This is a genomic window from Limnofasciculus baicalensis BBK-W-15, from assembly GCF_024178385.1.
Taxonomy (GTDB): domain Bacteria; phylum Cyanobacteriota; class Cyanobacteriia; order Cyanobacteriales; family Coleofasciculaceae; genus Limnofasciculus; species Limnofasciculus baicalensis.
In genome coordinates this window covers 1-13,537 of record NZ_JAMZMM010000161.1, presented here as the reverse complement: position 1 = coordinate 13,537, position 13,537 = coordinate 1, and the positions used below count along the sequence as shown (strand labels likewise).

The 13,537-nt window shown below is 40.9% G+C and carries 14 protein-coding genes; 8 read left to right on the top strand and 6 right to left on the bottom strand.

The genetic code is table 11. From position 1 onward, the window contains the following. The 3 genes from hpsE (NJ959_RS16280) to NJ959_RS16270 form a co-directional block, all read left to right on the top strand. The coding region (gene hpsE / locus NJ959_RS16280; RefSeq protein ID WP_254012788.1) for a hormogonium polysaccharide biosynthesis glycosyltransferase HpsE at positions 1-1,003 on the top strand (1,003 nt) is incomplete at its 5' end. Then, on the top strand, positions 994-1,938 hold the full coding sequence (gene hpsE, locus NJ959_RS16275; RefSeq protein WP_254012787.1) for a hormogonium polysaccharide biosynthesis glycosyltransferase HpsE: 945 nt from the start codon (positions 994-996) through the stop codon (positions 1,936-1,938). The genes hpsE (NJ959_RS16280) and hpsE (NJ959_RS16275), both read left to right, overlap by 10 nt. Before the next feature lie 40 nt (positions 1,939-1,978). Then, a complete protein-coding gene (locus NJ959_RS16270; protein ID WP_256529284.1) occupies positions 1,979-2,968 on the top strand; it encodes a glycosyltransferase family 2 protein in 990 nt (329 codons plus the stop codon). A gap of 77 nt (positions 2,969-3,045) precedes the next feature. Here the strand turns inward: NJ959_RS16270 and NJ959_RS16265 are convergent, their stop codons facing one another. Continuing rightward, the gene (locus tag NJ959_RS16265; protein WP_254012785.1) at positions 3,046-3,720 is read right to left on the bottom strand and encodes a methyltransferase domain-containing protein; all 675 of its coding nucleotides are present in this window, start codon (positions 3,718-3,720) and stop codon (positions 3,046-3,048) included. A gap of 140 nt (positions 3,721-3,860) precedes the next feature. On the opposite strand from NJ959_RS16265, the gene NJ959_RS16260 reads away from it, so the two are divergent. After that, positions 3,861-4,844 carry a glycosyltransferase gene (locus NJ959_RS16260; RefSeq protein WP_254012784.1) on the top strand — a complete coding sequence of 328 codons (984 nt, stop codon included), beginning with the start codon at positions 3,861-3,863 and terminating at the stop codon, positions 4,842-4,844. A 34-nt stretch (positions 4,845-4,878) separates the two neighbouring features. Here the strand turns inward: NJ959_RS16260 and NJ959_RS16255 are convergent, their stop codons facing one another. Next, entirely contained in the window at positions 4,879-6,042 is a 1,164-nt protein-coding gene (locus NJ959_RS16255) for a glycosyltransferase family 4 protein (RefSeq protein WP_254012783.1), read from the bottom strand. A gap of 225 nt (positions 6,043-6,267) precedes the next feature. Here NJ959_RS16255 and htpG point away from each other — a divergent pair, with 225 nt between their 5' ends. Beyond that, on the top strand, positions 6,268-8,343 hold the full coding sequence (htpG, locus tag NJ959_RS16250; RefSeq protein ID WP_254012782.1) for a molecular chaperone HtpG: 2,076 nt from the start codon (positions 6,268-6,270) through the stop codon (positions 8,341-8,343). Positions 8,344-8,469: 126 nt separating this feature from the next. Here htpG and NJ959_RS16245 read toward each other — a convergent pair whose 3' ends face one another. The 3 genes from NJ959_RS16245 to purS all read right to left on the bottom strand — a co-directional run bounded on the left by NJ959_RS16245 (position 8,470) and on the right by purS (position 9,845). Beyond that, a complete protein-coding gene (locus tag NJ959_RS16245) occupies positions 8,470-8,700 on the bottom strand; it encodes a hypothetical protein (protein ID WP_254012781.1) in 231 nt (76 codons plus the stop codon). A gap of 162 nt (positions 8,701-8,862) precedes the next feature. Then, positions 8,863-9,567 carry a phosphoribosylformylglycinamidine synthase subunit PurQ gene (gene purQ, locus NJ959_RS16240; protein ID WP_254012780.1) on the bottom strand — a complete coding sequence of 235 codons (705 nt, stop codon included), beginning with the start codon at positions 9,565-9,567 and terminating at the stop codon, positions 8,863-8,865. Beyond that, positions 9,564-9,845 carry a phosphoribosylformylglycinamidine synthase subunit PurS gene (gene purS, locus NJ959_RS16235; RefSeq protein ID WP_254012790.1) on the bottom strand — a complete coding sequence of 94 codons (282 nt, stop codon included), beginning with the start codon at positions 9,843-9,845 and terminating at the stop codon, positions 9,564-9,566. The genes purQ and purS overlap by 4 nt, the downstream gene beginning before the upstream one ends. 97 nt (positions 9,846-9,942) lie before the next feature. On the opposite strand from purS, the gene NJ959_RS16230 reads away from it, so the two are divergent. The 3 genes from NJ959_RS16230 (at position 9,943) to NJ959_RS16220 (ending at position 12,662) form a co-directional block, all read left to right on the top strand. Further along, entirely contained in the window at positions 9,943-10,362 is a 420-nt protein-coding gene (locus tag NJ959_RS16230; protein ID WP_254012789.1) for a Fur family transcriptional regulator, read from the top strand. A 345-nt stretch (positions 10,363-10,707) separates the two neighbouring features. Further along, positions 10,708-10,971 (top strand): DUF4212 domain-containing protein, encoded by a 264-nt coding sequence (locus NJ959_RS16225; protein WP_254012779.1) that lies wholly within the window; start codon positions 10,708-10,710, stop codon positions 10,969-10,971. Further along, positions 10,971-12,662, top strand: a complete 1,692-nt coding sequence (locus tag NJ959_RS16220; protein ID WP_254012778.1) for a sodium:solute symporter family protein — start codon at positions 10,971-10,973, stop codon at positions 12,660-12,662. Before NJ959_RS16225 ends, NJ959_RS16220 begins: the two co-directional genes overlap by 1 nt. A gap of 357 nt (positions 12,663-13,019) precedes the next feature. Here NJ959_RS16220 and larC2 read toward each other — a convergent pair. Continuing rightward, on the bottom strand, positions 13,020-13,537 hold a 518-nt coding region (larC2, locus tag NJ959_RS16215), incomplete at its 5' end, for a nickel pincer cofactor biosynthesis protein LarC2 (protein WP_254012777.1).

The window sequence follows — 13,537 nt, the reverse complement described above, 5'->3', positions numbered from 1 at the left end:
TGATTTTACAGTGGCAATCCCCACCTATAATGGGGAAAACCGCCTGCCAGAGGTGTTAGATCGGCTGAGAAACCAAGTTGGTACAGAATCAATCCAGTGGGAAATTATTGTGATTGACAATAATAGTACCGACAATACGGCAAAAGTAGTGAGGAAGTATCAATCGGATTGGCCTTCTGAATATCCCTTAAGATATTACTTTGAACCTCAACAAGGGGCAGGATTTGCCCGAAAACGTGCAGTTGATAAATCTGAAGGGACTTTGATTGGATTTCTGGATGATGATAATATTCCATCACCAACTTGGGTAGCCGCTGCTTATGCCTTTGGTCAAGACTATCCGCAGGTAGGAGCTTATGGTGGGCAAATCCACGGAGATTTTGAAGTTCCGCCACCGCAAGAGTTATCTCCCCTTTTAGCATTTTTAGCGATCGTTGAGCGTGGCTTGGAGCCATTCAGATATGAACCCCGCCGCAAGTTAATGCCCCCCGGTGCTGGTTTGGTAGTCCGGAAAGAAGCTTACTTGACTAGCGTCCCCGGCAAAACCATTTTGACAGGGAGAATAGAGGGAAATACGCTGACTGGTGAAGATTTGGAAATGCTCTGTTATATTCAGCAAGGAGGATGGGAAATTTGGTATAATCCAGCAATGGAAATGGACCATAAGATTCCCCATTTGCGGCTAAAGCGGGAATATTTAATTCCATTTATTCGGGGGATTGGATTAAGCCGCTTCGTGACGCGGATGTTGAGTGTTAAACAGTGGCAAAGACCTTTGGCTTATGTAGCATATACGCTTAATGATGTGAAGAAGGTTATTCTCCATGTTATTAAATACAAGGGTAAAATTAAGTCTAATTTGTTGGCAGAATGTCATACCGAGTTGTTTTTGAGTAGTTTGATCAGTCCATTTTACTTGTGGCGAAATGGGTATTTTAATATCGGGGAAGAGGACGTTAAATTAAAAGACTCTTTGTTGCGGAATTCTGAAAAATGTCTCTAGACTTTACGGTAGCAATTCCCACTTATAATGGAGCCAGTCGTTTGCCCAAGGTTTTGGATAAAATACTGGCACAGGTTAACACCGAACAGATTGCTTGGGAAGTCATTGTTATTGATAACAATAGTACTGATGAAACCGCGCAGGTTGTGCGAGATTATCAAGCAAATTGGTTAGCATCAGTCCCTTTAAGATACTCTTTTGAACCGGAACAAGGTGCGGCATTTGCTAGATTAAAAGCAGTTAGGGAGGCAAAAGGCGAACTAGTTGGTTTTTTAGATGATGATAACTTACCTGCGCCTGATTGGATAGCACAAGCTTATTTATTTGCTAAGGAGTATCCTAAAGCAGGTGCTTTCAGCGGTCAAATTCATGGAGAATTTGAAGTGCCACCACCAGAGGGTTTTGAACGGATTCAGGCATTTTTGGCAATTCGGGAACATGGTGAGGAAGTCCATCGATTTAATGCAGAAAATTTGCAACTTCCACCTGCTGCATCGTTAGTAATTCGCAAACAAGCTTGGTGTGAAAGTGTTCCTCTCCGTCCAAAGTTGACGGGAAAATTACCGGGATTAATGATTCAAGGGGATGATTATGAGCCATTGCTTTATATGCACAAGGCTGGATGGGAAATTTGGTATCATCCGGGGCTGCATAGTTATCATCAAATACCGAAGTGGCGATTAGAAAGAGATTACTTATTGTCTGTATGTAGGGGTTGTGGTTTGGCAACTTGTCAGTTGCGGATGATTAATGCTAAGGGTTGGGAGAAACCTATTGTGATTTTGAGGACATTGGTGGGGAATTTGCGTCGGATTGTCTGGCAGGTTATTAGGTATCGGTTTGAGCTGAGAATAGATTTAATTGCTGCTTGTGAGTTGGAGTTTTTCTGGGGGAGTTTGATGAGTTGTTTTTACACTATTGTTAAAAGTAATTAAATTAAATTATTAGCTGAAAATTAGTAGATCGTAGACGGAGATGCCACAAATTTCTACCATTATCCCAGTCAGAAACAGGAAAGAGTTGACACAACATATTCTTTCTCAAATTCATGAGCAAATAGCTCGAACAGATACAAAAAATATCTCCGTTATTATCATAGATGATGGTTCTACTGACGGAACTTTAGATATGATAAAGAACCAATTTGCCGATGTTCACTTAATCGAGGGAAATGGTTCTTTGTGGTGGACAGGTGCTATTTGTCTGGGAATGAAATATGCAATAGAAAAGTTAGAATCAGATTATATTGTATGGCTAAATGATGATATTTCTCTTGCAGAAGACTTTATTATAAAACTCTGTGATATTTGCGAGTCTGGTGAATTATCTAACGAAATAATAGGTGGTATTATTCGCGATCAAACCTATAAAGATTGGATTGTATTTAGTGGAATGGTTAATAAAAAGCTAATTCGCAGTATGGATGATTTTGGTACAGCAGCAGCAATAAAAGTTGATACTTTAAATGGTAATTTAGCCATTATTCCGCGAGGAGTTGTAGACAAGATAGGTTTACCAGATCTAAATAGATTCCGGCATTACGGAGGTGATTTTGAGTTTATATTTCGTGCTAAAAATGCTGGTTGTAAAGTGATTTTGTCAAGTAGCATACAGGCTACCACTGATTATCAAGTTTCTGATTTAATTCGCTATATGCCTCCTTGGATGCAATGGCATTTAGCCCATAATTTAGCTCAAAGAAAAGAGATTTTACAGGGATTTACAAATTTAAAGAGCCATTACAATATATGGCATATGGTCAATATTAATCATTGTGGGGTTAGCCATGTGCCCCTATGGAAGTATAGTGTTTTTTATATTCGGCAAGTATTAAAAGTTATAGCTAGCGATTTTTGGTCAATACAAAAAAAAGAAATGGATATTCGAGATTATTTGAAACTGCAAAATGTTCCTCAAGAAATTGAGGAATATATAAACAGCCAAATTATCAATAGGGGTAAATAAATATGACACTACAGTTGGGTAATTATTTATTTATCCCATCATCGTTATAGATGCACCTAAATTTTATTATATTTCGACTAAGATTGTTTTTCTAAGACTGTCCAAAGAGTGTTAGCATAGAGATTTTTTGTATTAAAGTCTCTTCTCAAGAGAATTACACGAGCCAGTACTCTCAACAAACCTCGTACACCTCGTTCTTCTGCGGCTATGCTTTCATTATCCATTTGTACTATCCGCATATCATTTTTAGCAGCTCTGTAGAGAATAAATCTCTCCGCTTCTTCATTAGAGAAAAACCATTTATGCCGATCTTCTGGAGGTTCTAAAGGAATCCCATAAAACTTCATAGGTACTCCTACTCGGTATTCTCCTAAGCGTAAGGTGTTCCAGAAGTCAGCATAGGGGCTATGTAAAGAGATAATCGCATAGCGCCGAGTAACTCGACAAAGTTCGTCGAAGGTTTGATGAAGTGTATCTAAATGCTCTAGTACATCAAGACAAAGTACGCAATCAAAGGAGTTGTCAGGCAATGGAATCTTTTCCTTTTCTAGATTAACTTGCTGATCGGGATTTCCGCCTAAGCCAATACCCCAATATGAGGCATTTTCGTCAAGGTGTTGTTTTAGGTAACACTGATCAGCACCAACATCTAAAATTTTACTTCCCTTCAGTATGGACTGATATTTCAACCAAACATACTTGGCTTTGTCTGGGCGCTCTTTGTAGCGAAAGTTGGTCTGAAATTTCAACATAGGTATAATTTACTGTTCTAAGTTGATCGCGATCAATATTTTTAGTATTATAGTCTATAATGGCAAGTATTGTTGCTATTGTTTGTTTAAATTACCGGAAATGCTATGTTTGCCAGTATAAATCGTTATTATTTTAGTCTATGTCTGTAATATCTGTTATTATTCCCGTCTACAACGGAGAAAGAACAATTGACAAAACTATTAAATCAGTTCTATGTCAAACATTTTCTGACTGGGAATTAATCATAATTGATGATGGTTCGCAAGATTTAACTTTAGAAATTATATCAAGGATTAAAGATCATCGATTAAAAGTTTTTTCCTACCCCCATACTGGTTCTAACGCAAGCCGTAACCGTGGAGTTTCCCAAGCTTGTGGAGAATATATTTCTTTCCTAGATGCTGATGACCTTTGGACACCTGACAAGCTGCAGTCTCAATTGACAGTATTACTGGAAAATCCACAAGCCGCAGTTGCTTATAGCTGGACTAATTGTATTGATGAATCCGATAATTTTTTGCGTCAAGGCAGCCGCGCTAATGCAACGGGTGACGTTTATGCAAGACTATTATTAACCGACTTTTTAGATCATGGCTCAAATCCTTTAATTCGCAGGGAAGCTTTTGATAAAGTTGGTGGCTTTGATGAGTCACTAACTCATGCTGAGGATTGGGATATGTGGCTGCGATTAGCTGCTCAATATCAATTTGTAGTGGTGTCATCACCACAAATTTTATATCGAGTTTCTCCGAATTCATCATCGTCGGATATTTGGAAAATGGAAACAGGTTGCTTGCAGGTTATCGAACGGGCTTTTTCCCAAGCTCCTAAATCTCTACAAGCTTTACGAAAACACAGCACTGCTAATATGTATAAGTACTTGATCTTTAAGGCACTTGATGGTGATTCGGGACGAGAAAGAGGTGTCGCCGCAACCAAATTTATTTGGCATGTTATCAAGAACGATCCGTCTATCCTCCTCAGAGGAGTTTTATTAAAGGTGTTATTTAAAGTTGGAGTATTGATTCTACTATCTCCAATTCATGCTCAGGCATTCATTGCAAAATTTAAAAAATTATTGGATACCAGTACTATACTTGGATATCTCCGAATTAACCCCTAAAAAGAACTCATAAGGATATTTTATAAATCTCCTACTAAGTATTTGAGGCACAACAACGCCGAATCATATCAACATAAGCAGGAGATACCTCCTCCCAACTAAAACGTTTATAAACACTGCGATAACAACTGTATCTCTTAGATTCATCACGAGATTCATGTTCCAATTGAGATATTAAATGTGCCAAGCTTCCTGTCAACTCAAAATTAGCATAATATCCCTCGTCTGCCAAAACAAATCGAGTAATTTCATAATCATGAACTAAACAAGGTAACCCGTGAGACATTGCTTCCACGAGGGAGCGTGGCAATCCTTCAGAGAGAGATGCTAGTACAAAAATATCGGCAATTTTGTAATAATCTGATATCTTATGGTGCGGGACAGTTCTCACATGAAAATTATCAAATCCTAATAGTCTGTTACCAAGCTGGATAATTTCTGATGATTCTGATTCTTGTTGACCTAGTAATAAAAGAAACGGTCGAGGTTCTGGAATAGTAGCTAGTTCACGGATGATATAATCCATTCGTTTATGATATCTATTAATGGCAGCTACAGAAAGAATTATAGATCTTTCTGTAGGGAGTCCTAATCTAGAAAGTAAAGCTTTTTGCTCGCTAGTTGAAATAATCTCTAGTTTAGATGGTAGGTGAAATCCAGACGGAAGTAAGGTATGCTTTTCAATAGGCTCTCCACAATTCAGAGCTAGCTGAAAGTGGGTTGGAGTCAACTGTTGTACGAAATCCCAACGAGGGAAAGGAGGAGAGAGTCCTCCTCCATTACGGAAAAGTAGTTTATAATTCTGTTTAGTCAAGCGTCGCCAGTGCCAAAGTAGATAACCTAAACCATCATCACTGAAATAAATCACATCCGGTTTATCGCGATATATATGTGGCAAAATACTAAGAATAAATGATGCTTGTTCAATAAAATATCCTTCTTGTCGGACAAAATAATCTCCTTTTTTTAATACTTCACTAGAGTTCTTTACGAATTTACCCAGTTGCATTGCTAGCCAAGTGGCTCGCGGTATATTCCACAACGTAATGGATTTCGCCTGATACACTCCTCCTCCTTTAAAGAGGGTGATATCAAGAGAATGTTCTTTAGATAAAGCTAAGAAACAATCTTGGGTAAAAGACTCATAGCCTCGTTGCACATGACCTAGACCAGAACAGATAAGAAAGACTTTAGTCATTTATATCAGATTGGAAGTGAGTTTTATAAATACTACTTTTATTTCCTCAAATCCTGCCAACAGGTGGCAAAAAGTTGGATTCACACGTCACAAGAAGGGTGAGGAGAGTTAACCTAGATCGAGTAGGGAAATCCGAATCCCCCACGGTGTGCAATCCCATACTTAGAATAGAGTACGATCGCTCACAATCATCTTTAAAACCCTTAAAGGCACGAACTTACACCCATGACAGTACTAGAACAAGGCAACATCACAATCCACACCGAGAATATCTTCCCGATCATCAAGAAATCCCTCTACACGGATCACGAAATCTTCTTGCGGGAACTAGTCTCCAACGCCGTAGACGCTATCCAGAAACTGAAGATGGTATCCTACGCCGGAGAAGTGGATGGGGAAATCGGGGAACCGGAAATTACCATCGCCATTGACAAAGACAAGAAAACCCTGTCTGTCTCTGATAACGGGATTGGTATGACGGCCGACGAGGTGAAAAAATATATCAACCAAGTCGCCTTCTCCAGCGCCGAGGAGTTTGTCCAGAAATACCAGAAGGATGCTGACCAACAGATTATCGGTCATTTCGGTCTGGGTTTCTACTCTTCTTTTATGGTAGCCAAGAATGTCGAGATTGACACCCTCTCCTACAAAGCAGGTGCGACAGCAGTCCATTGGAGTTGTGATGGTTCCCCTGCCTTTCAGCTTGAAGACTCATCCCGCACCGAAAGGGGCACGACTGTGACTCTTACCCTGCAAGAGGAGGAGTTGGAATACATCGAAGCGATGCGGGTGAAGCAATTGGTGAAAACCTACTGCGATTTCATGCCAGTCCCGATTAAGCTGGATGGGGAGGAAATCAATCAACACCGCGCCTTGTGGAAGCAATCGCCCCAAAACCTGACCAAAGAGGATTATTTAGAATTTTACCGCTATTTGTATCCATTTCAAGAAGAACCTCTTCTTTGGGTACATCTCAATACTGATTATCCATTTTTACTCAATGGTATTCTTTATTTCCCCAAACTAAAACCTGATGTCGATGTCACGAAAGGAAATATCAAATTATTCTGCAATCAAGTATTTGTCAGCGATCATTGTGAAGAGGTGATTCCTAGCTTCTTGATGCCGCTGCGAGGAGTAGTTGATAGTCCTGATATTCCCCTCAATGTATCTCGTTCTGCCTTAACTAATGACAGAACCGTCCGTCGGATTGCTGACTTCATTGCCAAGAAAGTTGGCGATCGCCTTAATTCATTGTACACCGAAAATATAGATCAATATATCTCTTCCTGGCAAGATGTAGGCACTTTTGTTAAATTCGGCTCCCTGAATAACGACAAATTCAAAAAACAAGTCGAAGATATTATTATCTTCCGTACCACCTATACAGGAGAAAACAACCGTAGCGCAGGCATCTTGCCTGCGGAATCAGGCATCTTGCCTGCGGAATCAGGCATCTTGCCTGCGGAATCAGGAGAACAAGAAAGCAACTCCGAAACCCCCAAAGTTGAAGTTCAATCTCAAGAAGGTGATGCCTGGGAAGATGTCGCTCCAAATCAAAACCAGACTCCCCATTCTTCAACTCCCACTCCCCCCCATACCACAATGAAGGAGTATCTAGAAAGGAATAAGGAAAAGCAAGAAAACCGTGTGTTCTATTGTACCGATGAAGCATCCCAAGCAACTTATGTGGAACTCCATAAAAAACAAGGGTTAGAAGTCCTATTTATGGACTCTTTCATCGACACTCACTTTATCAGTTTCCTAGAACAAGAATATCCTGATGCCAAATTCTCGCGGGTGGATTCAGATTTAGATAAAACTCTAATCGATCAAGATAAAGCCTCAGAAATTGTCGATCCCAAAACCAACAAAACTCGCAGTGAAGTAATTAAGGAACTCTTTGAGCAATCGATTAACAAACCCAAGGTGAATATTCGTACTCAATCCCTGAAATCTGACGATCCTCAAGGTACACCACCTGCAATGGTATTGATACCAGAAGCCATGCGCCGTCTCATGGATATGACAGCCCTATTCCAACAGCAAACAGCTCAGTTTCCTGAAGAACATATCTTAGTAGTAAATACTGCACATCCGCTGATTCAAAACCTAGTTAGTTTGAGTCAAGGGAGTATTGTTCAGGGTTCGGGGACATCGCCTAGTGGTGAGTTAGCTAAGATGATTTGTCAGCATGTTTATGACTTGGCATTGATGGCACAGAAAGGATTTGATGCCGAAGGAATGAATTCTTTTGTGGAACGATCTAATCAGGTTCTCACACGATTAACTGAACGATAATTCACGGCAATATCCCCGACTTTTTCAGCGGATTTAAGTCGGGGATATGAGAAACAATAGTAACGATTTCAGCCTATTTCAGGATGGAATTTTCTGAAATATTTCGGAGATTTATCTTCCAAATTATTAAGATTCCGCTTCTTCGAGCGCAATAATGGCATCAATCAGAAATCGAGCATACTGAATTGTATCGCTTAAACCCCTCTCGGTGATTGGATAGCTATAACGGGGAAAGTTTTCTTTGGGGTGTTGCCACCGTAACCATGGCTTTTGGTCAATCATCTTCATACTGATTAACCAGTCTCGGTATCGAATCGGTGTTAGATGCAAGCCTGTGTTGGGCAATTCTGAAGTCACTGGCTTTTCCTAGATATTCTATACAAAGTAGGTGTTTTGGTTAGATGAAAATTCAACAAACCCGGTTTCTGTTCGATCAAAGATTGAGATTTTATTGACTTAACTCAAAGAAACCGGGTTTTTTAGCAATAACCAGTCCATACTGAATTGGTGTTCTAGTATTTAACAACTCACAGTCAAGACTGCTGATGTTAATATTCCCTGAAATAATTTCAAGCCATCAGTACCGCCTAATTGGGTATCTGCGGCTCTTTCTGGGTGAGGCATCATCCCCACAATTTTACCAGTGCGATCGCAAATCCCGGCAATATTATGTAATGAGCCGTTAGGATTACCAGAATCATTAGTTTCTCCACTAGCCCTACAGTAACGAAATAAGACTTGATGGGCATCTTCTAATGCTTTGAGGGTATCAGCATCGGCATAGTAGCGTCCTTCGCCATGGGCAATGGGGAGGGTAATTACTTGTCCTTTGGAGTAATGAGAAGTCCAGGGAACGTTAGTATGTTCTACTTTGATGGGGACGCGATCGCAGATAAAATGTAAGTCTCGATTCCGTACTAGTGCCCCAGGTAATAGTCCCATTTCTGTCAAGATTTGGAACCCATTACAAATTCCCAGGACAAATTTACCTTTCTTGGCATGTTTTACCACTTCCTGCATCACAGGGGAGAATCGAGCAATTGCGCCACAACGGAGATAGTCTCCATAACTAAAACCACCAGGTAAGACAACGATATCTAGATCGGCAATATCTGTTTCTTGATGCCATACCATTCTAGTGGGAGTATGGAGTAAATTATCAGTAACGTAGCTGACATCGCGATCGCAATTTGAACCGGGAAAAACCACTATTCCAACTTTCATCCCGATATCCCCACATGCTCGCTTACTTCTACCAAATCAAACCGATAATTTTCAATTACCGGATTTGCCAAAAGTTGGTCGCAAATTCTGTCGAGTTGCGCCTGTGCTTGGGCTTCATCTGCCGCCGTCAGCTTTAATTCAATATACTTACCAATACGCACCTCTGCCACACCCTCATAGCCTAGCTGCTTCAATCCCGACTCGGCTGCTACACCAGCGGGATCTAATACTGAAGGTCGCAGCGTAACATAAATGTGAGCCTGATATTTTTGAGTCACTAGCATCCCCTAACTTTTACAATTATCTTCTTTACAAGAGTCCCCGAATATGCACCAACATCCCAAGACATTTATACCCAATCTGAAAAGCAAGTCCATCAAACCCCAACGCACTCGTTCCCAAGAGCGAATTTTTAATTTGCTCAAAACCATGAACCGTGCTATATCAGCTCAGGATATTTATGTGGAGTTACGGAACCGCGATCAGAATTTGGGTCTAGCAACAGTGTACCGCTCTCTTGATGCCTTAAAACTAGAAGGGGTAGTACAAGTTCGGACTCTGGCGACGGGAGAATCCCTCTACAGCTCGGTTTTGGAAGATCAACACCATCTCACCTGCCTCAATTGCGGACAATCGATTCCCATCGATGAATGTCCTGTCCACCAACTAGAAACCGAGTTGCAAAGTTACCACCACTTTAAAATTTATTACCATACTTTGGAGTTTTTTGGGATTTGCGATCGCTGTGCCGCAGCGGAAGAGAAGGAGAAGGCTGGCACGACTAAGAGATTTTGAGGGTGAGATGGGGGACTGTGTTTTTTGAACAATGTCGGTTTAAAATGGCCGCGCAACTTTTACCTTATTCCTGCCAAAATAAGACTTAATCAACTGCTGCTGCGCAGAAATTAAACAACTATATCCCAGCAATAACACTTGCTCAAGGGACTTATTCCACCAATTTCAATAACTCCTTTGGTAGGGAGTTAGCACTAAGGTAATCGTCAACTTTTCAAGTTATATTCGGGACTGCCCATCCTACATCAAAGACTACAAAAATATTTCATTACAAAACGTAAAGTAACTGTACTGGTAAGGACAAAATAGCTGTTCAATAGAATATTCCTCCAATCGTGCAAAACTATGAACCAAGATAAACGTCAGGCTTACTGGCGTGCCAATACAGCTTTAATCAGAAATCTCCTAATTATTTGGGCATTAGTCTCCCTTGTCTTCAGTATCCTACTTGTTGAACCATTAAACAATCTCCATCTGGGGCGTTTACCTCTCGGCTTCTGGATGGCACAGCAAGGCTCAATTTTTGTCTTCGTTGGACTAATTTTTGTCTATGCTTTCCAAATGGACAAACTCGATCGCAAATATGGTGTTAACAGGAGAAATAAATAATGTCAGTTGAAGTTTGGACAACATTACTGGTGATCCTGTCTTTTATTTTATATCTCTACATCGGTTGGCACTCTCGCGTCAAAGATAGCAAGGATTTTTTTGTGGCTGGACAAGGTGTTCCCGCCCTTGCAAATGGTGCGGCTACTGCTGCTGATTGGATGTCAGCGGCTTCGTTTATTTCCATGGCGGGGTTAATCTCTTTTCTAGGTTACGATGGCTCAATTTATCTGATGGGTTGGACTGGCGGTTATGTCTTGCTAGCCCTACTTTTAGCTCCCTATTTACGGAAGTTTGGTAAATATACAGTACCAGATTTTGTCGGCGATCGCTATTACTCTAATGTAGCTCGTGTGGTAGCAGTTATTGCAACTCTCTTTATCTCCATGACTTATGTTGCTGGACAAATGCGAGGTGTGGGAATTGTCTTCAGTCGCTTTCTCCAAGTCGATATCAGCACTGGTGTAATTATTGGGATGATCATTGTCGGTTTCTTCTCGGTTTTGGGGGGAATGAAAGGGATTACTTGGACTCAAGTAGCCCAATATGTCGTGTTAATTATCGCTTATTTAATTCCCGCGATCGCAATTTCCCTCCTCCTCACCAAAAACCCCATCCCTCAGTTAGCTTTTACCTTCAGCGATATCGTCCCGAAACTCAATCAACTTCAGCTAGACTTAGGTTTTCAAGAATACACGAAACCCTTTGTAAATAAGTCAATGCTGGATGTTTTATGTATTACCATCGCTTTGATGGTAGGTACTGCTGGACTTCCTCATGTTATTGTCCGATTTTACACTGTTCCCGATGTACGTGCTGCTCGTTTTTCCGCAGGTTGGGCGCTACTATTCATCGCTCTTTTGTACACAACAGCACCAGCTTTATCCACTTTTGCCCGCTACAACCTAATTAATACTTTACACAACCATACGATTGAGGAAATCCATCAGTTGGATTGGGCGAAGAAATGGGAACATACGAAATTATTAACCTTTACAGACAAAGATGGCGATGGCAAAATTGAACTAACACCAGATAAAACAACCAGTGAAATTACCATCGATCCAGATATCATTGTTTTATCAACTCCAGAAGTCGCCAAACTAGCCCCTTGGGTAATTGCTTTGGTGGCTGTGGGAGGTTTAGCAGCAGCTTTGTCTACAGCATCAGGCTTACTGTTAGTAATTTCCAGTGCTGTCGCCCATGATGTCTACTACCGGATGATTAATCCCAACGCCTCAGAATCCCTGCGGGTGATGGTAGGTAGAGTTATGGTAGGATTTGCCATTGCAATTGCTGGTTATTTCGGTGTCAATCCACCAGGTTTTGTCGCCCAAGTGGTAGCATTTGCCTTTGGTTTAGCCGCCGCCAGTTTCTTCCCCATTATTATTCTTGGCGTGTTTGATAAACGGACAAATCGGGAAGGTGCAATTGCCGGAATGATCGTAGGTTTATCTTTTACTATCTATTATATTGTTGGGGTCAAATTCTCTGGGATGCAGCCTTGGTTTTTCGGCGTTTCTCCTGAAGGAATTGGCACGCTAGGAATGGTAATTAATTTTATTGTGACTTGGAGTGTTTCCCGTTTCACACCACCACCACCATTAGAGGTACAAGAGATGGTGGAATTATTGCGAATGCCTGATGATGCGCCACCTGCACTTGAGGAAATGGATGAGAATCATTTGGATTGATTACACAGTGGTTCCCTCTCTTATGAGGTACAGTAGCAGAAATTAACAAAATTTTTACCTTATGCAGTTTTGTTTGGGTTGCGGAGGTGTCATATTATCTTTCGTAATAACTCACCAATCGCAACCCGCCAGTGGTTAAAACCACTGTCTAACAGCTAAAGTCGGTTGAAACGGACTAAATTTGGTAATTTCAGTCCGTTTTACTCCCTTTGCGGTAGAAGAAGACAGAGAATTTATTCTCTGTCAGTTGTTGTCATTACTGGAGAGATTACAGGAGTAAAAATCGTGCTTAAAAGTGTCAGCTATCACCAAGATCCGATTTGATTTTTGCAAAACAGGGATTCAGGATCGACCAATTTACTTGTACTGAAGATACCAAGCATCCATCGCCAATTGATGGACTTCCCGCCAAGATAAATTATATGCTCGTGCGATCGCGGCACAATCTTCGTATTCTGGCTGTACGTTGGCAATCTCCTTTGCTCCACCAGCTCCTCGACTAGCGACTTTCACTCGTACTACTCCATAGTCTGTCTTCACTTCCTGAATTTCTCGGTGCAAAATAGTCCGCTGCTGAGTAACGTGGCGGATACCTAAAGTTGTCGTTTCCCGGAATAATATATCCTCACAAACAGTTAAATTATCTGGAAAACAGATAACTGTCAGCAAAATACCAGGGCGAGACTTTTTCATCCCAATTGGTTGAGTAAAAACATCCAAAGCCCCAGCATTAAATAGCACATCATACACATAGCCAATTGCTTGGGGACTTAAATCATCAATTTGGGTTTCCAAAACACAAATAGTTTCTAAATTCGGCGATTGAGGATGAGAGATTTCCCACTCCCCACTCCCCACTCCCCATTCCCTACTCC

Bases quoted from the DNA above. Each gene is read 5' to 3' on its own strand.
- hpsE (WP_254012787.1), top strand. From the start codon at position 994: ATGTCTCTAGACTTTACGGTAGCAATTCCCACTTATAATGGAGCCAGT.
- NJ959_RS16270 (WP_256529284.1), top strand. From the start codon at position 1,979: ATGCCACAAATTTCTACCATTATCCCAGTCAGAAACAGGAAAGAGTTG.
- NJ959_RS16265 (WP_254012785.1), bottom strand. From the start codon at position 3,720: ATGTTGAAATTTCAGACCAACTTTCGCTACAAAGAGCGCCCAGACAAA.
- NJ959_RS16260 (WP_254012784.1), top strand. From the start codon at position 3,861: ATGTCTGTAATATCTGTTATTATTCCCGTCTACAACGGAGAAAGAACA.
- NJ959_RS16255 (WP_254012783.1), bottom strand. From the start codon at position 6,042: ATGACTAAAGTCTTTCTTATCTGTTCTGGTCTAGGTCATGTGCAACGA.
- htpG (WP_254012782.1), top strand. From the start codon at position 6,268: ATGACAGTACTAGAACAAGGCAACATCACAATCCACACCGAGAATATC.
- purQ (WP_254012780.1), bottom strand. From the start codon at position 9,567: ATGAAAGTTGGAATAGTGGTTTTTCCCGGTTCAAATTGCGATCGCGAT.
- NJ959_RS16225 (WP_254012779.1), top strand. From the start codon at position 10,708: ATGAACCAAGATAAACGTCAGGCTTACTGGCGTGCCAATACAGCTTTA.
- NJ959_RS16220 (WP_254012778.1), top strand. From the start codon at position 10,971: ATGTCAGTTGAAGTTTGGACAACATTACTGGTGATCCTGTCTTTTATT.